This is a genomic window from Pseudomonas sp. o96-267, from assembly GCF_003935465.1.
In the GTDB taxonomy this organism is placed as follows: domain Bacteria; phylum Pseudomonadota; class Gammaproteobacteria; order Pseudomonadales; family Pseudomonadaceae; genus Aquipseudomonas; species Aquipseudomonas sediminis.
On sequence record NZ_RHQP01000002.1, the window covers coordinates 88,087 to 105,942 of the forward strand.

Here is a 17,856-nt window from a genome sequence, read left to right on the forward strand (position 1 = left end):
CAGCCCCCGCGCTCAGAGCAGCACCACGTCGTACTGTTCCTGGGAATACATGGTTTCCACCTGGAACTTGATGGTACGTCCGATGAAGGCTTCCAGATCGGCGACGTTGCCCGACTCTTCATCGAGCAGGCGATCGACTACCTTCTGATTGGCCAGCACCCGGTAGCTTTCCGCCTGGTAGGCACGGGCTTCGCGCAGAATCTCGCGGAAGATCTCGTAGCAGATGGTCTCCGGCGTCTTCAGCTTGCCGCGTCCCTGACAGGCGCTGCAGGGCTCGCAGAGAATCTGCTCGAGACTTTCGCGCGTGCGCTTGCGGGTCATCTGCACCAGGCCGAGTTCGGTGATGCCGATGATGTTGGTCTTGGCGTGATCACGCTCGAGCTGCTTTTCCAGGGTGCGCAGCACCTGGCGCTGATGCTCTTCATCTTCCATGTCGATGAAATCGATGATGATGATGCCGCCCAGGTTGCGCAGGCGTAGCTGACGGGCAATCGCGGTAGCGGCCTCGAGGTTGGTCTTGAAGATGGTTTCCTCAAGCGTGCGATGGCCAACGAAGGCGCCGGTGTTGACGTCGATGGTGCTCATCGCCTCGGCAGGGTCGACCACCAGATAGCCGCCGGACTTCAGCGGCACCTTGCGCTCCAGTGCGCGCTGGATTTCATCCTCGACACCGTACAGATCGAAGATCGGCCGCTCACCGGGGTAATGCTCGAGGCGATCGGCAATCTCCGGCATCAGCTCGGCAACGAACTGGGTGATTCTCTGGAAGGTTTCCCGCGAGTCCACGCGAATCTTCTCGGTACGAGGGCTGACCAGGTCACGCAAGGTACGCAGCGCCAGGGACAGATCCTCGTAGATCACCACAGGCGCCTTGGCATTCTGGATCTGCGCGCCGATCTGATCCCAGAGGCGACGCAAATAACGGATGTCGATCAGAATTTCATCAGCGCCAGCACCTTCGGCTGCGGTGCGCAGGATGAAGCCACCGGCTTCCTCGATGCCTTCGGCGGCGACGCAATCGGCGACTACCTGCTTGAGGCGCTCGCGCTCGGCTTCATCTTCGATCTTCAGGGAAATACCGACATGACTGGTGCGCGGCATGTACACCAGATAACGCGAAGGGATGGACAACTGCGTGGTCAGGCGCGCGCCCTTGCTGCCGATGGGGTCCTTGGTGACTTGCACCACCAGGCTCTGCCCTTCGTGAACCAGGGCGCTGATCGGCTCCACCGCCGCTCCTTCGCGGGTGGAAATCTCGGAAGCATGAATGAAGGCCGCACGCTCCAGGCCAATATCGACGAAAGCCGCCTGCATGCCGGGCAGCACGCGCACCACTTTGCCCTTGTAGATGTTGCCGACGATGCCGCGCTTCTGTGTACGCTCGACGTGCACTTCCTGCAGCACGCCGTTTTCCACCACCGCCACGCGCGACTCCATCGGCGTGATATTGATCAGAATCTCTTCGCTCATGCATCCATCCTGGTGATCATGCCGGCCGGGCTACTGCACCGCCCCGCGGACTCAAGCTTTCGGGCACGTCCAAAAACTACTCTATGCTGCCACCGTCTGGGTTCTCAGCGCGGCCCTTTCGCCGGCAACTGCCAGCAGGCAATACCGAATTCGCCAAGCAGCTCCGCAGTTTCGCACAGCGGCAGGCCGACCACTGCGGAATAGCTACCCTGCAAGCGGTTGACGAACACGGCCGCCAACCCCTGGATACCATAACTTCCTGCTTTGTCACATGGCTCGCCGCTGGCCCAGTACGCCTCGATTTCCGCCTCGCCGATAGGGCGAAAGCTCACCTCACTGCTGACCACCCGCGCCGCCTCGCGGTCGCCATCGACCAGTGCCACGGCCGTCATCACCTGATGGCTACGCCCCGACAGCGCCTGCAACATCGCGCGTGACTCGGCGAAATCCGCTGGTTTACCCAGAATGCGCCCATCGAGCACCACAGCGGTATCGGCGCCCAACACCACGGCATCCTTGCGCCCACCCAAGGCGAGCAGACCGGCACGCGCTTTCTCACGCGCCAAGCGCTCTACATAGGCTGCCGCCGGCTCGGCTGGCAACGGATTTTCATCTATCGAGGCGATTTGCGTGACGCAAGGCACAGCGATCTGAGCCAGCAATTCACGGCGACGGGGCGAAGCGGAGGCCAGAAACAGCTCGGCCATGCGGGTATCTCCCTTGGCGAACCGCGGCCAGCCGTGCGGCAGGCCGCGTTCAGTTGACGTTGAGGCGCAGGTGCAATCCACGCAGGATGACGCAGATCCAAGGCCACAGCAGAGCGCTGACCAGTGCCGGCAGAATGAAAGCCAGGGTTGGTGGACGACTGCCGGTCAGAGCGTTGAGCCACAGTTGAACCAGCTGGGCGAGACCGAACACCACCATCAGCACCATGCTCTGCTGCCACATGGGAAACATGCGCAGGCGCTGATGCAGGCTCAGCACCAGAAAGGTGATCAGGGTGAGGATCAACGCGTTTTGCCCAAGCAGCGTGCCGAGCAACACATCCTGTGCCAAACCAAGCACCCAGGCAGTGGTCAGGCCAACCCGATGCGGCAGCGCCAGCACCCAGTAGGTGAGAATAAGGGCGACACACAGCGGACGGCCAACCTGCATGAACTCAAGCATCGGCGCCACGCTAAGCAGCAGCGCGAAAGCCAGGGTCAGCCAGATAACCCAGCCATTACGGGACCTTACACCGACCATCAGTTCGCCTCCTGTACGGGCGTGTCCGCGGCCGGAGCGACGCTCGACTCTGGCGCCGGCTCACCTTGGGTACGTTCCTGCGCGGCCTCGCGGTCGGCAGCCTCCTGAGCCTGGGCCGAATCGGTGGCACGCTGCTCGGGGCTGCGACGATCGGAGAACACCAGCAGCAAGTAGCGGCTACGATTGAGCGCCGCGGTCGGCGTGGCACGAACGATAGCGAATGGCTGGCCGGAGTCGTGGATGACTTCCTTGACCGTGGCTACCGGGTAGCCAGCCGGAAAGCGCTGGCCCATGCCGGAGCTGACCAGCAGATCGCCTTCCTTGATATCGGCGGTATCGGCGACATGACGCAGTTCGAGGCTCTCTGGATTACCGGTGCCGACAGCGATGGCGCGCAGGCCGTTACGGTTGACCTGTACAGGAATGCTGTGGGTGTTGTCGGTAAGCAGCAGCACGCGCGAGGTATAGGGCATGACTTCCACCACTTGGCCCATCAGACCACGAGCATCGAGCACCGGCTGACCGAGGAACACGCAGTTTTTCTTGCTCTCGTCGACGCAGTCCTTCTCACCCTTGTCGATCAGGATGCGGTGCGTGTAAGGGTTGGGATCGACGCCGATCAGTTCGCTGACCAGCACTTCCTCGTCCACCAGCGCGGCAGAATTGAGCAGCTCGCGCAGGCGCACGTTCTGCTCGGTAAGGGTCGCCAGTTTCTGCAGGCGGCGCTGCAGCAACAGGGCTTCGGCCTTGAGCTTCTCGTTTTCGGCCAGCAATTCGCTGCGCGAGGAAATTTGCTGGGTCGCGCCTTCCCAGGCCCGCACGGGCATTTCCGCCAGCTCGTACAAAGGCGTCAGCACCATGCCCATCATGCTACGCACAGGTTTGAGCCCATCGAAGCGGGCATCGACCACCATCAGCACTGCCGACAAGACGGCAAATACCAGCATGCGAATGCCCAGCGAGGGACCTTTGGCGAAGAGCGGCTTAATGAGCTGCTCCTTGTGCGCCACGAGGGCGAAAAGCGCGCGAATTCATGCGAAGGACGAACCGGTCTGGCGAAGGTTGGGCCGAGTGTACTGCAATGCTCGAATATGCGCGTGCCGCCCGGAGGCGGCACGGCAAGCGTCCACAGCCGTGGGACTCACTCGGTAGAGAGCAGGTCCATGGCATGGCGATCCATCATTTCAAGGGCCTTGCCGCCGCCGCGGGCGACGCAGGTCAGCGGGTCTTCGGCGACGATCACCGGCAGACCGGTTTCCTGGCTCAGCAGCTTGTCCAGGTCACGCAGCAGCGCGCCACCGCCGGTCAGCACCAGGCCACGCTCGGCGATGTCCGAGGCCAGCTCGGGCGGCGATTGCTCCAGCGCACTCTTGACCGCCTGAACGATGGTCGCCAGGGATTCCTGCAGTGCTTCGAGTACTTCGTTGGAGTTCAGAGTGAAGCTGCGCGGCACGCCCTCGGCCAGGTTACGGCCGCGTACGTCGACTTCACGAATCTCGCCGCCCGGGTAGGCGGTGCCGATTTCCTGCTTGATACGCTCGGCAGTGCCTTCACCGATCAGCGAGCCGTAGTTGCGGCGCACGTAGGTGATGATGGCCTCGTCAAAGCGGTCGCCACCGACACGCACGGACTCGGCATAGACCACGCCGTTCAGGGAAATCAGGGCGATCTCGGTGGTACCACCACCAATATCGACGACCATCGAACCGCGCGCCTCTTCAACCGGCAGGCCAGCACCGATGGCAGCAGCCATCGGCTCTTCGATCAGGAACACTTCGCGGGCACCGGCGCCCAGGGCCGATTCACGAATGGCGCGGCGCTCGACCTGAGTCGATTTGCACGGCACGCAGATCAGCACGCGCGGCGACGGCTGCAGGAAGCTGTTCTCGTGAACCTTGTTGATGAAGTACTGCAGCATCTTCTCGCAGACGCTGAAGTCAGCGATCACGCCATCCTTCATCGGGCGAATCGCGGAGATGTTGCCCGGCGTACGGCCGAGCATGCGCTTGGCCTCGGTGCCGACGGCCACGACGCTCTTCTGGTTGCCGTGGGTACGAATGGCGACCACGGACGGTTCATTCAGGACGATACCGCGCTCGCGCACATAAATAAGGGTATTGGCAGTGCCCAGGTCGATCGACAGATCGCTGGAAAACATGCCACGCAGTTTCTTGAACATTAGGAAGGGACCCTAGGCAACGCGTGGGTGAAGGCCAGGCGCGGAAAACGCGCAGGTAAAAAGTGCGGCAAACTCTAACAACGGCAGGGATTTTGAGCAAGGCGGCAATATGGTAGATTGCCTGTTTTTCCGGGCCTTGTGGCTGCACATCGCGGCCTTTGACTGCTGGCTCGCGACATCCGTTCCCTGCAGCCGCTTACCGATGCCCTCTCTGTCACACTTCCACTGGAGAACCCCCGATGGCGCTTGAACGCTCCGAGGTGGAAAAAATCGCCCACCTGGCCCGCCTGGGTCTGAACGAAGGCGATATTCCGCAAACCACCGAGACCCTGAACAGCATTCTCGGCCTGATCGACCAGATGCAGGCGGTCGACACCCAGGGCATCGAACCCTTGGCCCACCCGCTGGAAGCCACCCAGCGCCTGCGTGCCGACGTGGTCACCGAGAGCAACCAGCGCGACGCCTACCAGGCCATCGCCCCGGCCGTGGAAAGCGGTCTGTACCTCGTGCCGAAAGTCATCGAATAAAGGAAAGGGCCCGACATGCATCAACTGACCCTGGCCGAGATCGCCCGCGGCCTCGCCGACAAGCAATTCTCCGCCGAAGAGCTGAGCCGCAGCTTGCTGGCGCGTATCGCGCAACTCGACCCGCAGCTCAACAGCTTCATCACCGTCACCGAAGATCTGGCCATCGAACAGGCCAAGGCTGCTGACGCCCGCCGCACCGCCGGTGAAAACGGTGTGCTGCTCGGCGCGCCGATCGCGCACAAGGACCTGTTCTGCACCAATGGCGTGCTGACCAGCTGCGGTTCGAAAATTCTCACCGGTTTCAAGGCGCCCTATGACGCCACCGTGGTCGAGAAACTGGCCGCCGCCGGAACTGTCACCCTGGGCAAGCTGAACATGGACGAATTCGCCATGGGCTCGGCCAACGAATCCAGCCACTACGGCCCGGTGAAGAACCCTTGGGACACCAGCCGCGTACCGGGAGGCTCCTCGGGTGGTTCAGCTGCTGCGGTAGCCGCGCGTCTGCTGCCTGCCGCGACCGGCACCGACACTGGTGGTTCTATTCGCCAACCAGCCGCGCTGACCAACCTAACCGGCATCAAACCGACTTATGGCCGCGTCTCGCGCTGGGGCATGATCGCCTACGCCTCCAGCCTCGATCAGGGCGGCCCGCTGGCCCGCACCGCCGAGGACTGCGCCCTGCTGCTCGGCGCCATGGCCGGTTTCGATGCCAAGGATTCGACCAGTGTCGATCAGCCGGTCGATGACTATATGGCCGCCCTCGCCCAGCCGCTGGCCGGCCTGCGCATCGGCCTGCCCAAGGAATACTTCGGCGCCGGCCTCGATACACGCATCGGTGAGAAGGTGATGACCGTGGTCGAGGAGCTGAAAAAGCTCGGCGCCACCGTCAAGGACATCAGCCTGCCGAACATGCAGCACGCGATTCCAGCCTACTACGTGATCGCGCCAGCAGAAGCCAGCTCCAACCTGTCGCGTTTCGACGGCGTGCGCTTCGGCTACCGCTGCGAAAGCCCCAAAGACCTGCAGGACCTGTACAAGCGCTCGCGCGAGGAAGGCTTCGGCGCCGAAGTGAAACGGCGCATCATGGTCGGCACCTACGCGCTGTCCGCCGGTTACTACGATGCCTACTACATCAAGGCCCAACAGATCCGCCGGCTGATCAAGAACGACTTCGTCGCGGCCTTCAAGGACGTCGACGTGATCCTCGGCCCAACCACGCCGAACCTGGCCTGGAAGCTCGGCGAGAAGAACGCCGACCCGGTATCCGCCTACCTGGAAGACATCTACACCATCACCGCCAACCTCGCCGGCATTCCCGGCCTGTCGATGCCGGCCGGCTTCGTCGATGGCCTGCCGGTGGGCGTGCAACTGCTCGGCAACTACTTCCAGGAAGGTCGTCTGCTCAACGTCGCACACCAGTACCAGCAGGTAAGCGACTGGCACAAACAAGCACCGAGCGGATTCTGAGGAACACTTTTATGCAATGGGAAACCGTCATCGGGCTGGAGATTCACGCTCAGCTCAGCACCCAATCGAAGATTTTCTCCGCCAGCGCCACCACCTTTGGCGCCGAACCGAACACCCAGGCCAGCCGGGTCGACCTCGGCATGCCCGGCACCCTGCCGGTGCTCAACGCCGAAGCCGTGCGCATGGCCTGCCAGTTCGGCCTGGCCATCGACGCCGAGATTGCCGAGCGTAACGTCTTCGCGCGCAAGAACTACTTCTACCCGGACCTGCCGAAGGGCTACCAGACCAGCCAGATGGATCACCCCATCGTCGGCAAGGGCTTCCTCGACATCACCCTGGAAGACGGCACCGTCAAGCGCATCGGCATCACCCGCGCACACCTGGAAGAAGACGCCGGCAAGAGCCTGCACGAAGACTTCCAGGGCATGAGCGGCATCGACCTGAACCGCGCTGGCACGCCGCTGCTGGAAATCGTTTCCGAGCCGGACATCCGTTCGGCCAAGGAAGCGGTGGCCTATGTGAAGGCCATCCATGCCCTGGTGCGTTACCTGGGCATCTGCGACGGCAACATGGCCGAAGGCTCGCTGCGTTGCGACTGCAACGTGTCGGTGCGCCCCAAGGGCCAGGCCGAGTTCGGTACCCGCGCCGAGATCAAGAACGTCAACTCGTTCCGCTTCATCGAGAAGGCCATCAACCACGAAGTGCAGCGCCAGATCGAGCTGATCGAAGACGGCGGCAAGGTGGTGCAGGAAACCCGCCTGTACGATCCGAACAAGGATCAGACCCGCTCCATGCGCAGCAAGGAAGAAGCCAACGACTACCGTTACTTCCCCTGCCCGGACCTGCTGCCGGTGGTGATCGAGCGCAGCTTCCTCGATGAACTGCGCAGCCAACTGCCCGAGCTGCCGCCGCAGAAGCGCGAGCGCTTCGAGAGCCAGTTCGGCCTGTCCACCTATGACGCCAGCGTACTGTCTGCCAGCCGCGAACTGGCCGATTACTTCGAGGCGGTGGAGAAGACCTGCGGCGATGCCAAGCTGTCGGCCAACTGGGTGATGGGCGAGCTGTCCAGCCTGCTCAACAAGGACAACCTGGAGATCGACCAGTCGCCGGTGTCCGCCGAGCAACTGGGCGGCATGATCCTGCGCATCAAGGACAACACCATCAGCGGCAAGATCGCCAAGATGGTCTTCGAAGCCCTGGCCGCCGGTGAAGGCGCCAGCGCCGACGAGATTATCGAGAAGAAGGGCCTCAAGCAGGTCACTGATTCCGGCGCCATCGAGAAGATGCTCGACGAAGTGCTGGCGGCCAACGCCGAACAGGTCGAGCAGTACCGCACCAGCGACGAAGCCAAGCGCGGCAAGATGTTCGGCTTCTTCGTCGGGCAGGCCATGAAAGCCTCCAAGGGCAAGGCCAACCCGGGGCAAGTGAACGAACTGCTGAAGAAAAAGCTCGAAGGCTGAGCCGGACCGGCTCGCTTACGCTAGCTGCAACGACGCCCGGCGCGCCCGGCGTTTTTTTATGGAGTCCATGAACATGATGATCCGTAGCCCGGATGCAATCCGGGAACCTTCACTGCCCCGGATTTTATCCAGGCTACAGACCCTTGCCCTGCTCGGCGCTCTCACCCTGCTCGGCGGCTGCTCCACGTTCGGCGGCGGCCCAGGCGGCAGCGAAACCGGCAAGGCCTCCTACTACGGTGACCGCCACCACGGCCAGCGTACGGCCAGCGGCGAACGTTTCGATCAGAACGCGCTGACCGCCGCGCATCGCACCCTGCCCTTTGGCACACGCGTGCGGGTGACCAACCTCAACAACAACCGCAACGTGGTACTGCGCATCAACGACCGCGGCCCCTTCGTGCGCGGCCGGGTTATCGATGTTTCCCGGGCCGCCGCAACGCAACTGGACATGCTGCGCGCAGGCGTGGTGCCGGTCAGGGTCGAAGCACTGGACTGAGGAACAATTGGCAACAAAATCTTTCTGGCGCATCTAGCAGCCAATAATGCCATCGCTACACTAACCGCACTTTTTTCGGAGCTACCCTGCAATGACCCTGATGACCTATGTCTACCTGATCGCCGGCCTGGTGCTGCTGGTTGCCGGCGCCGAGGTATTGGTACGCGGCGCCGCCAAGCTGGCCGCACAGTTCGGCATTCCGCCACTGGTGATCGGCCTGACCGTGGTGGCCTTCGGCACCAGCGCGCCGGAAACCGCAGTCAGCGTGCAATCGGCCCTCAACGGCAGTGGCGATCTGGCCATCGGCAACGTGATCGGCAGCAATATCGCCAACGTCCTGCTGATTCTCGGTGTGACTGCCCTGGTCGCACCGCTGGTCGTCTCGCGCCAGCTGATCCGCCTCGACGTGCCGATCATGATCGGCGCCAGCCTGGTCACCTTTGGCCTGGCCTGGGACGGCGAACTGAGTCGCCTCGACGGCACTCTGCTGTTCGGTGGTGTGCTGGCCTACACCGGCTTCCTGATCTACAGCGCGCGCAAGGACAAGGGCGGCGATGATGACGAATTCGCCAAGGAATTCGGCCTCGACGAGGCGCCCAAGCCCTACGCCTGGGCCGTCAACCTGGGCCTGATCATCGCCGGCCTGGTGCTGTTGGTGGCAGGTTCAAACTTCCTGGTCGAAGGCGCAGTGACGCTTGCACGAGCACTGGGAATTTCGGAGCTGGTCATCGGTTTGACGGTTGTCGCTGTCGGCACGTCGCTGCCGGAGTTGGCCACTTCGATCATCGCCGCCATCAAGGGTGAGCGCGATATCGCCGTGGGCAATATCGTCGGCAGCAACATCTTCAACCTGCTCTGCGTGCTGGGCCTGGCCTCGCTGGTCTCGCCGACCGCCATTTCGGTGTCGCCCAATGCCCTGGCGTTCGATTTCCCGGTCATGATTGCCGTCGCCGTTGCATGCCTGCCGATCTTCTTCGCCGGTTACCGCATCAACCGTTGGGAAGGTCTACTGTTTCTGGCGTATTACGTGGCCTACACCCTCTACCTGATCCTGTCTTCCACGGGGCGCCCCTTCGCTGACGTGATGGGCGAAGCCATGCTGGGTTACGTGCTGCCATTGACCGCCATCACCCTGGTAATCATCGCCGGGCGCGCCTGGCACAAACAACGCGGCGAGCAGGTGTGAACATGAGCGAGAACCATGACCGCGGTCTGCAGGTACGTCGTGAAGTGATGGGCGATGCATTCGTCGATCGCGCCCTGAACAATGCCACCGAGCTTACCCAGCCATTGCAGGACTTCGTCAACGAACATGCCTGGGGTGGCGTCTGGACGCGCAGCGGCCTGCCACGCGCGACACGCAGCCTGATCACCCTGGCTGCGCTGACCGCGCTGAAATGCCCGCAGGAACTCAAAGGCCATGTGCGTGGCGCGCTGAACAACGGCTGCACCGTCGAGGAAATTCGCGAAACTCTGCTGCACTGCGCGGTTTACGCTGGTGTACCAGCCAGCATCGATGCCTTCCGCGCGGCGCAGGAAGTGATCGACGAGTGGCAGAACAACACCAATTCGTAGTGTGTGCCGTGCGCACCAACCGTCAGAGCCATCGGTGCGCACGGCGCACCCTATAAAAGCTGGTGACCGCTTCCTCTAGATCCAGCCACCCCATTGCAACAACAACAAACCGATGTTGGTGGTGACCACCGCCGCCAGCGTGGTGATCACGATGATGGCTGCCGCCAGCTCATGGTTGGCGCCCACTGCACGGGCCATGACGAAGCTGGCCGCCGCCGTGGGGCTGGCGAAATAGAGGAAGAGGATTGCCAGGTCCGCGCCGCGAAAGCCCAACAGCCAGGCGCCAGAGGTACTCAGCAGGGGCAGCCAGACCATTTTCATCATGCCCGAGCCGATCGCGGTGCCGCTGCTGCGATGCAGCGACGCCAGGCTCAGCGTGCCGCCGATACAAATCAGCGCCAGCGGCAAGGTCATCTGCGCGAAGTACTCGGCCGAGGTCAGAAACCACTGCGGTAGCGGGATCTTCCAGTAGGCGATCGGTACGGCCAACAGCACGCCGATGATCATCGGATTGGTCACGATGCTGCGTACGATGGCCTTGGCACCAGGCTTCACGCCTGTGCTGTAGATGGCCAACACGACGGCCGAGAGCGCGTTGTAGCAGAGGATCACCAGCGCCGCGAGCAGTGAGCCGACCGACAGACCGTAGTCGCCATACATGCTGGTGGCCAGCGCCAGACCGACAATGCCGTTGTTACCACGGAAGGCACCCTGGGTGTAGATACCACGGTCCTCGAACGGTACCCGCCAGATCGCCCAGGCCCAGGCAACGAAGAACGAGGCCACGGTAGCCAGGAAAAAGTAGGTCAGCAGTTGCGGCTGCATGGCCGCATCCAGGTCGGCCTTGACTACGCCAAGAAACAGCAGGGTCGGCATGGTGCCGCGAAACACCAGGCTCGAGGCCGTATCGATGAAGGGGGTATCGATCCAGCGTACACGCTTGAGTATCACGCCGAGAAACAGCATGGCGAACACGGGCGCAGTGATGGCGAGGGTTTGTGCTGCGACGGCGAACATAGGGCACCAGAGTTGTCTGACGACCTATGTTAGCTGGCTAAGCATTTATCGGCCATGGGCACAGGACACCAATATTCGCTCGCGCAGATCGCTGGGGGCATTGCATTTCACCCGCGGCCAGGCCGCTGAGCCAGATGTTTCGCAGCTAAAGCCGCTCTTACAAAAAGCACGCTCGATACGCTGCAGCGCCTCAGCGGCGAACCGGGCGCTTCTGCAATTTACGCTGCAACGTGCGGCGGTGCATGCCCAGGGCGCGTGCGGTGGCGGAGATGTTGCCCTCATGCTCGGCCAGCACGCGCTGGATGTGCTCCCATTGCAGGCGGTCCACCGACATCGGGTTTTCCGGCACCAGGCTGTCCAGGTCGGCGTGTTCGGAGAGCAGCGCAGTGAGCACATCGTCAGCATCGGCCGGCTTGCACAGGTAGTTGGCCGCACCGCGCTTGATGGCCTCCACCGCGGTGGCGATGCTGGAATAGCCGGTGAGGATCACCACACGCATCTCGGCGTCCAGCTCCAGCAGCTTGGGCAATAGCACCAGGCCGGAGTCGCCTTCCATCTTCAGGTCGACCACGGCGTAATCCGGCAGGTCGTCCTTGGCCAGCGCCAGGCCTTCTTCGGCGCTGGACGCGGTGGATACGCGCAAACCGCGGCGGCTCATGGCGCGCGCCATCACGCGGGTAAAGGTGGGGTCGTCGTCGACCAGCAGCAGATGGGGATGCTCTTCACCTTCGAACAGGGACTCGTCGCTCATGCTGGGTATTCCTTGTCAGGCCGCGCCATAGGCTCGCGGCAACTTCAATTCGGTGAGGGTGCCGCCTTCTTCATGGTTATACAACTTAACCGTACCACCGGCACGCGTCACACTGGCCTGGCTGAGGAACAATCCAAGACCGAAGCCCTTGCCCTTGGTGGTGAAGAAGGGGCGACCAAGCTGCTCGGCGATGGCCAGCGGTACGCCGGCACCATGATCGCGAATGCTCAGACGCAGCCACTGATGATCCCAGTCCAGGCGGATATCGAGCTTGTCCGGGCAGGCATCGGCAGCGTTGTTGAGCAGGTTGAGCAGCGCCTGGGTGAGATCGGCCGGTGGCATGATGCGCGGCGGCGTACCACGGCCCAGGCACTGATAGCGGTAGCTGGCTTCCGGGCGCATCAGGTGCCAGCGATTGAGGGTGGTTTCCAACCATTCGACGCAGGACTGCTCGACCACTGCCTGACGCCGATCATTCTCGGCAGCACGCACCAGTTGCTGCAGGGTGTATTTGCACAACTTGACCTGCTCTTGCAGCAAGGCCAGGTCGTCCTGCAGCGCCGGCTTGTCACGGTATTCCTGGCGCAGCTCCTTGAGCAGCACGCTCATGGTGCCCAGCGGCGTACCCAGCTCATGCGCGGCGCCAGCGGCCTGAGTGGCCACGGCCAGCAGTTGCTGGTCACGCAGGCTCTCCTCGCGGCGTTCGGCGCGCAGTTCGTCCTGGCGGCGCAGTTCCTCGGCCATCTTGGCAACGAAGAAGGTGATCAACGCAGCAGACAGGGCAAAGCTCAGCCACATGCCATAGACCAGCAGGCTCTCACGCGCCGCCGGCAACTCGAGTGGATGCGTCCACACCAGCAGTAATGTGTAGCCGGCCAGCGCCATACCGGCCAGGACGATGGTGAACATCCACGGCAGCGTTGCGGCGGCAATGGTCAGTGGCACCAGATAATAGGACACGAAGGGGTTGGTCGAACCGCCCGAGTAATACAGCAGCACGCTGTGGATGATCAGGTCGCAGCCCAGCTGCACGGCGTACTCGACCTCGGTCACCGGCCATGGGCCGCGCAAGCGCAAGGCCGTGCCCAGGCACAACAGCAGAGAAACGCCGAGGGTGACCGACAATTGCAACCAGGGTAGCGGTAGCATGCCCGACTTGTAGGCGAGACCGACCGAGCCCGCCTGAGCTGCCAGCACCAGAATACGGATAAGGGTCAGACGCCAGAGATTCTGGCGACTGGCGGACAATAACTGCACGGGTTCGAGCATGAAGACTCCCTTGACTGGGAGCGAGTATAACCAAGCCCGACGCGGCCTTCCGCCGCTGCGGCAACCGGACGCACACTTCGCCGTAGCCCGCTCGGTGGGCAGGATGAAAAAAATTGCACGGCATTAACCCGGATCGCGACTCGCCTTCGTCTAACCTCGGGAAACGGCCACAAGGCCATCGAAAAAGGAACCGCACATGCGCACCATGACCCGTATCGCCACCGCCCTCGCCCTCACCGCCGCCAGTCTGGCCAGCACCGGCCTGCTGGCCGCCGAGACGCGGTACAACCAGATCGCCCTGCGCGCCGAGGTCAATCAGGAAGTGGCGCACGATCTGATGCACGTCACCCTCTATACCGAAGCGCAGCACAGCGACCCGGCCAAACTGGCCGCCGAGATCACCACTACCCTCAACAAGACGCTGGAGCAGGTGCGTCAGGTCAAGGGCGTGGCAGTCAAACTTGGCAGCCGCAACAGCTACCCGGTGTATGACGACAAGGGCCAGAAGATCACCGCCTGGCGCGAACGCGCCGAGGTGCGCCTGGAAAGCGCTGACTTCGCCCGCCTGTCCACCCTCACCGGTGAGTTGCTGCAATCGATGAAGATGGCCGGCATGGATTTCAGCATCGCCACCGACACCCGCAAAACCCGTGAAGACGCCATGCTCAAGGACGCCGTGAATGCCTTCAAGGCGCGCGCGCAACTGGCTACCGAAGCGCTGGGCGGCAAGGGCTACAAGCTGGTCAGCCTGAACCTCAACACCGGTGGCTTCCAGCCGCCAATGGCCATGCGCAACTTCGAAGCCAAGGGCATGGCGATGATGGACTCAGCCCCCACACCGCAAATCGAAGCCGGCACCAGCCAGGTCACGGTCAGCGCCGATGGCGTCATCGAAGTGCAGATGCCCTGAACCACGCTCCGCAACAAAGCAGCGCCGTTATCGCCAGATAACGGCGTTTTGCCATCTTTTCTCTGCAAATTTTTCATAAATGCGACAGCAAATTACAGCGCTGTAGCGCTAACCATTTTCCGCACGGCGCCCCTCTTGCCTCAGGCACAAGGCCTGCATAGTTTCATTGGTGGTTTCTACAAGAGACTCCTCAAGGACCACAACCACAACAACGATGAGGTCAAGATGCGCAAGAACGCCGTTATCCAGGCTTTACTTACCGCTGGGCTGATCGCCAGCGCCCCCCTCGCCAGCGCCGCCAACCTGGTGTTCTGTTCCGAAGGCAGCCCGGCCGGTTTCGACCCAGGCCTGTACACTACCGGAACCGATTTCGACGCCGCAGCGGAAACCATCTTCAACCGCCTGACCCAGTTCGAGCGCGGCGGCACCAAGGTCGAGCCCGGCCTGGCGCAAAGCTGGGAAGTGTCCGACGACGGCCTGACCTACACCTTCAAGCTGCGCCCTGGGGTGAAATTCCACACCACCGAGTACTTCAAACCCAGCCGCGAGTTCAATGCCGACGACGTGCTATTCACCTTTGGCCGCATGCTCGACAAGGACCACCCATTCCGTAAGGCGTACCCCACCGAGTTTCCCTACTTCACCGACATGGGCATGGACAGCAACATCGCCAAGCTGGAGAAGCTCGATGACATGACCGTGCGCGTCACTCTCAACGAAGTGGACGCCGCCTTCGTGCAGAACCTGGCGATGAGCTTTGCCTCGATCCAGTCTGCCGAGTACGCCGACCAGTTGCTCAAAGCTGGCAAGGCCGCTGACATCAACCAGAAACCCATCGGCACCGGCCCATTCGTGTTCAGCCGCTACCAGAAGGACGCGGTGATCCGTTACAAGGGTAATCAGGACTACTGGAAGCCCGAGGATGTAAAGGTCGACAACCTGATCTTCGCCATCAATACCGACTCGTCCGTGCGCATGCAGAAACTGCGTGCCGGCGAATGCCATGTCACCCTGTTCCCGCGCCCGGCCGACATCGCCTCGCTGCAGCAGGACGCCAAGCTGAAGATGCCCGAGCAGGCTGGTTTCAACGTCGGCTACATCGCCTACAACGTTACCCACCCACCGTTCGACAAATTGGAAGTGCGCCAGGCGCTGGACATGGCGGTGAACAAGCAGGCAATTCTCGACGCCGTTTACCAGAACGCCGGGCAGTTGGCCGTCAACGGCATGCCGCCAACCCAGTGGTCGTATAACGAAGACATCAAGGACCCGGCCTTCGACCCGAAAAAAGCCAAGGAGCTGCTCACAGCTGCAGGCGTCAAGGAAGGCACCGAGATCACTTTGTGGGCCATGCCGGTACAGCGCCCGTACAACCCCAACGCCAAGCAGATCGCCGAGATCCTGCAGGCCGACTGGGCCAAGATCGGCATCAAGGCACGCATCGTCACCTACGAGTGGGGCGAATACCTCAAGCGCGCCAAGGCCGGCGAGCACGACGCCATGCTGATCGGCTGGAGCGGCGACAACGGTGATCCCGATAACTGGCTCGGCACCCTTTATGGCTGCGACGCGGTCGACGGCAACAACTTTTCCAAATGGTGCTTCGACGACTACGACAAGCTGGTCAAGGCCGCCAAACGCACCACCGACGTAGCCGAACGCACCGAGCTGTACAAACAGGCGCAAGTGATCCTCAAGCGTGAGGTACCGATCACTCCGCTGGCCCACTCCACCGTGTACCAGCCGATGCGCAAGGAAGTGCAGGACTTCCGCATCAGTCCGTTCGGCATCAACTCGTTCTATGGTGTAGGTATCGGCAAGTAACAATCTGCATCGGCGCCCTTGAAGGGGCGCCGATTGCAGGACGTTCAACCAGGAGCCAGCATGCCTACCTTTCCCCTTCTGCGCGGCAGTCTACTGTTTGCCGCGCTACTCGCTGCTCAGGCCCAGGCGGCCAACCTGGTGGTCTGCAGCGAAGCCAGCCCGGAAGGGTTCGACATCGTTCAATACACCGCAGCCACCACCGCCGATGCAACGGCGGAAACCCTGTTCGAACGCTTGGTGGACTTCGCCCCCGGCAGCACCGAAATCGTCCCGGCATTGGCAGAAAGCTGGGAAATAGCCGATGACGGTCTGAGCTACACCTTCACCCTGCGCCAGGGAGTGAAATTCCATGCTAACCAGGGATTCAGCCCGACTCGCGAGCTCAATGCCGATGACGTGCTATGGAGTTTCCAGCGCCAGCTCGACCCGGCACATCCCTGGCACAAGCTGTCGCTGCGTGGTTTTCCCTATGCCGAGGCCATGGGCCTGACGCAGTTGATCGAGCGCATCGTCAAGCTCGACGAGCATCGCGTGCGCTTCGTCCTCAAACACCCGGAGGCGCCCTTCCTGGCCAATCTGGCCATGGGCTTCGCCTCGATCTATTCGGCCGAGTATGCCGAGCACCTGCTCGCAACGAATACCCCCGAACGCCTGAACAATGCCCCCATCGGCACCGGGCCTTTCGTGTTCGAGCGCTATGCCAAGGACGCCCAGGTACGCTTTCGCGGCAACCCGGATTACTGGAATGGCGCACCGCAGGTCGAGCGCCTGATACTGGCCATCACCCCCGAGCCCAACGTGCGCCAGCAAAGGCTCAAGGCCGGCGACTGCCAGATCACCCTGTTCCCACGCCCAGTCGACATCCCGGCCATGAAGGCCGACCCGAAACTGCAGGTGCTGGAGCTGGATTCGCTGCTCACCGCCTATATCGGCATCAACACCCGTCATCCACCGCTGGACGACGTGCGCGTGCGCCAGGCGCTGAACCTGGCCTTCGACAAGGCCGCCTACATTCGCGCGCAGTATGGCGAAGGCAATGCCACTCCGGCCGTGGCGCCCTACCCGACCACCCTGTGGGGCCATGACGACACGCTGCAGGACTGGCCGCACGATCCCGAACGCGCCCGCCAGTTGCTGGCCGAGGCCGGTCATGCTGACGGCTTCGCCCTGTCGATCTGGACCCGCCCCGGTGGCGGGCCAACCAACCCCAACCCTGGTATCGGCGCACAGATGCTGCAGGCCGATCTCGCCGCCATCGGCATTCGCAGTGATATTCGCGTGTTCGAGTGGGGCGAGCTGATCAAGCGCGCCAAGAACGGTGAGCACGACCTGGTATTCATGGGCTGGGCCGGTGACAACGGTGACCCGGACAACTTCCTCACCCCCAATCTGTCCTGCGCCGCGGCCGAGAGCGGCGAGAACCAGGCCGGGTGGTGCGACAAGACCTTCGATGCCCTGATCACCCAGGCACGCCGCGAACCCGAGCAAAGCAAACGCGCCGCGCTGTATCGCCAGGCCCTGACGATCTTCCATGAGCAGGCGCCGTGGATCGCCCTGGCCCACCCGAAACAGTTCGCAGCGTTGCGCAAGGGCGTCGAAGGCTTCGTACTCAGCCCAATGGGCTCGAACAACTTTTCCAAGGTGAGCGTGCCATGAGCAGCCATGG

Annotated in this window: 17 protein-coding genes; 9 read left to right on the forward strand and 8 right to left on the reverse strand. The window is 62.4% G+C overall.

Annotated features, from left to right (window positions below):
- Positions 1-12: 12 nt before the first annotated feature.
- The 5 genes from rng to mreB all read right to left on the reverse strand — a co-directional run bounded on the left by rng (position 13) and on the right by mreB (position 4,894).
- Entirely contained in the window at positions 13-1,470 is a 1,458-nt protein-coding gene (gene rng, locus EGJ86_RS01855) for a ribonuclease G (protein WP_125833747.1), read from the reverse strand.
- 104 nt (positions 1,471-1,574) lie between these two features.
- Complete coding sequence (locus tag EGJ86_RS01860; protein WP_125833748.1) at positions 1,575-2,177, reverse strand: nucleoside triphosphate pyrophosphatase; 603 nt, start codon at positions 2,175-2,177, stop codon at positions 1,575-1,577.
- A 49-nt stretch (positions 2,178-2,226) separates the two neighbouring features.
- Positions 2,227-2,715, reverse strand: coding sequence for a rod shape-determining protein MreD (mreD, locus tag EGJ86_RS01865; protein ID WP_125833749.1), 489 nt, complete (start codon positions 2,713-2,715; stop codon positions 2,227-2,229).
- Positions 2,715-3,662 carry a rod shape-determining protein MreC gene (gene mreC / locus EGJ86_RS01870; RefSeq protein ID WP_372237953.1) on the reverse strand — a complete coding sequence of 316 codons (948 nt, stop codon included), beginning with the start codon at positions 3,660-3,662 and terminating at the stop codon, positions 2,715-2,717. The genes mreD and mreC overlap by 1 nt, the downstream gene beginning before the upstream one ends.
- 194 nt (positions 3,663-3,856) lie before the next feature.
- The gene (gene mreB / locus EGJ86_RS01875) at positions 3,857-4,894 is read right to left on the reverse strand and encodes a rod shape-determining protein MreB (RefSeq protein ID WP_013714086.1); all 1,038 of its coding nucleotides are present in this window, start codon (positions 4,892-4,894) and stop codon (positions 3,857-3,859) included.
- 239 nt (positions 4,895-5,133) lie between these two features.
- Between mreB and gatC the strand changes: the two genes are divergently transcribed.
- The 6 genes from gatC to EGJ86_RS01905 all read left to right on the forward strand — a co-directional run bounded on the left by gatC (position 5,134) and on the right by EGJ86_RS01905 (position 10,419).
- Complete coding sequence (gene gatC / locus EGJ86_RS01880) at positions 5,134-5,421, forward strand: Asp-tRNA(Asn)/Glu-tRNA(Gln) amidotransferase subunit GatC (protein WP_021488054.1); 288 nt, start codon at positions 5,134-5,136, stop codon at positions 5,419-5,421.
- 15 nt (positions 5,422-5,436) lie between these two features.
- A complete protein-coding gene (gene gatA / locus EGJ86_RS01885; RefSeq protein WP_125833751.1) occupies positions 5,437-6,888 on the forward strand; it encodes an Asp-tRNA(Asn)/Glu-tRNA(Gln) amidotransferase subunit GatA in 1,452 nt (483 codons plus the stop codon).
- A gap of 11 nt (positions 6,889-6,899) precedes the next feature.
- Positions 6,900-8,348: an Asp-tRNA(Asn)/Glu-tRNA(Gln) amidotransferase subunit GatB gene (gene gatB, locus EGJ86_RS01890; protein ID WP_125833752.1), complete on the forward strand. Its 1,449-nt coding sequence runs from the start codon at positions 6,900-6,902 to the stop codon at positions 8,346-8,348.
- A gap of 73 nt (positions 8,349-8,421) precedes the next feature.
- Positions 8,422-8,844, forward strand: coding sequence for a septal ring lytic transglycosylase RlpA family protein (locus EGJ86_RS01895; RefSeq protein WP_106732709.1), 423 nt, complete (start codon positions 8,422-8,424; stop codon positions 8,842-8,844).
- A 91-nt stretch (positions 8,845-8,935) separates the two neighbouring features.
- Positions 8,936-10,030 carry a calcium/sodium antiporter gene (locus EGJ86_RS01900; protein ID WP_125833753.1) on the forward strand — a complete coding sequence of 365 codons (1,095 nt, stop codon included), beginning with the start codon at positions 8,936-8,938 and terminating at the stop codon, positions 10,028-10,030.
- A 2-nt stretch (positions 10,031-10,032) separates the two neighbouring features.
- The gene (locus EGJ86_RS01905; protein WP_125833754.1) at positions 10,033-10,419 is read left to right on the forward strand and encodes a carboxymuconolactone decarboxylase family protein; all 387 of its coding nucleotides are present in this window, start codon (positions 10,033-10,035) and stop codon (positions 10,417-10,419) included.
- Between the two features lie 75 nt (positions 10,420-10,494).
- On the opposite strand, the gene EGJ86_RS01910 is transcribed toward EGJ86_RS01905, so the two are convergent.
- The 3 genes from EGJ86_RS01910 to EGJ86_RS01920 all read right to left on the reverse strand — a co-directional run bounded on the left by EGJ86_RS01910 (position 10,495) and on the right by EGJ86_RS01920 (position 13,456).
- Positions 10,495-11,436, reverse strand: coding sequence for an AEC family transporter (locus EGJ86_RS01910; protein WP_125833755.1), 942 nt, complete (start codon positions 11,434-11,436; stop codon positions 10,495-10,497).
- A 190-nt stretch (positions 11,437-11,626) separates the two neighbouring features.
- Positions 11,627-12,187, reverse strand: coding sequence for a response regulator transcription factor (locus tag EGJ86_RS01915; protein ID WP_106732704.1), 561 nt, complete (start codon positions 12,185-12,187; stop codon positions 11,627-11,629).
- Between the two features lie 15 nt (positions 12,188-12,202).
- Entirely contained in the window at positions 12,203-13,456 is a 1,254-nt protein-coding gene (locus EGJ86_RS01920) for an ATP-binding protein (RefSeq protein WP_099522507.1), read from the reverse strand.
- A 196-nt stretch (positions 13,457-13,652) separates the two neighbouring features.
- On the opposite strand from EGJ86_RS01920, the gene EGJ86_RS01925 reads away from it, so the two are divergent.
- From EGJ86_RS01925 to EGJ86_RS01935, 3 genes are all read left to right on the forward strand, one after another.
- A complete protein-coding gene (locus EGJ86_RS01925; protein ID WP_125833756.1) occupies positions 13,653-14,366 on the forward strand; it encodes an SIMPL domain-containing protein in 714 nt (237 codons plus the stop codon).
- 225 nt (positions 14,367-14,591) lie between these two features.
- Positions 14,592-16,190, forward strand: coding sequence for an ABC transporter substrate-binding protein (locus EGJ86_RS01930; RefSeq protein WP_125833878.1), 1,599 nt, complete (start codon positions 14,592-14,594; stop codon positions 16,188-16,190).
- A 60-nt stretch (positions 16,191-16,250) separates the two neighbouring features.
- Positions 16,251-17,846, forward strand: coding sequence for an ABC transporter substrate-binding protein (locus EGJ86_RS01935; protein ID WP_125833757.1), 1,596 nt, complete (start codon positions 16,251-16,253; stop codon positions 17,844-17,846).
- The last annotated feature ends 10 nt before the right edge of the window (positions 17,847-17,856 follow it).

Coding starts and splice junctions, on each gene's coding strand:
- rng (WP_125833747.1), bottom strand. CDS start 1,470: ATGAGCGAAGAGATTCTGATCAATATCACGCCGATGGAGTCGCGCGTG.
- EGJ86_RS01860 (WP_125833748.1), bottom strand. CDS start 2,177: ATGGCCGAGCTGTTTCTGGCCTCCGCTTCGCCCCGTCGCCGTGAATTG.
- mreD (WP_125833749.1), bottom strand. CDS start 2,715: ATGGTCGGTGTAAGGTCCCGTAATGGCTGGGTTATCTGGCTGACCCTG.
- mreC (WP_372237953.1), bottom strand. CDS start 3,662: ATGCTGGTATTTGCCGTCTTGTCGGCAGTGCTGATGGTGGTCGATGCC.
- mreB (WP_013714086.1), bottom strand. CDS start 4,894: ATGTTCAAGAAACTGCGTGGCATGTTTTCCAGCGATCTGTCGATCGAC.
- gatC (WP_021488054.1), top strand. CDS start 5,134: ATGGCGCTTGAACGCTCCGAGGTGGAAAAAATCGCCCACCTGGCCCGC.
- gatA (WP_125833751.1), top strand. CDS start 5,437: ATGCATCAACTGACCCTGGCCGAGATCGCCCGCGGCCTCGCCGACAAG.
- gatB (WP_125833752.1), top strand. CDS start 6,900: ATGCAATGGGAAACCGTCATCGGGCTGGAGATTCACGCTCAGCTCAGC.
- EGJ86_RS01895 (WP_106732709.1), top strand. CDS start 8,422: ATGATGATCCGTAGCCCGGATGCAATCCGGGAACCTTCACTGCCCCGG.
- EGJ86_RS01900 (WP_125833753.1), top strand. CDS start 8,936: ATGACCCTGATGACCTATGTCTACCTGATCGCCGGCCTGGTGCTGCTG.
- EGJ86_RS01905 (WP_125833754.1), top strand. CDS start 10,033: ATGAGCGAGAACCATGACCGCGGTCTGCAGGTACGTCGTGAAGTGATG.
- EGJ86_RS01910 (WP_125833755.1), bottom strand. CDS start 11,436: ATGTTCGCCGTCGCAGCACAAACCCTCGCCATCACTGCGCCCGTGTTC.
- EGJ86_RS01915 (WP_106732704.1), bottom strand. CDS start 12,187: ATGAGCGACGAGTCCCTGTTCGAAGGTGAAGAGCATCCCCATCTGCTG.
- EGJ86_RS01920 (WP_099522507.1), bottom strand. CDS start 13,456: ATGCTCGAACCCGTGCAGTTATTGTCCGCCAGTCGCCAGAATCTCTGG.
- EGJ86_RS01925 (WP_125833756.1), top strand. CDS start 13,653: ATGCGCACCATGACCCGTATCGCCACCGCCCTCGCCCTCACCGCCGCC.
- EGJ86_RS01930 (WP_125833878.1), top strand. CDS start 14,592: ATGCGCAAGAACGCCGTTATCCAGGCTTTACTTACCGCTGGGCTGATC.
- EGJ86_RS01935 (WP_125833757.1), top strand. CDS start 16,251: ATGCCTACCTTTCCCCTTCTGCGCGGCAGTCTACTGTTTGCCGCGCTA.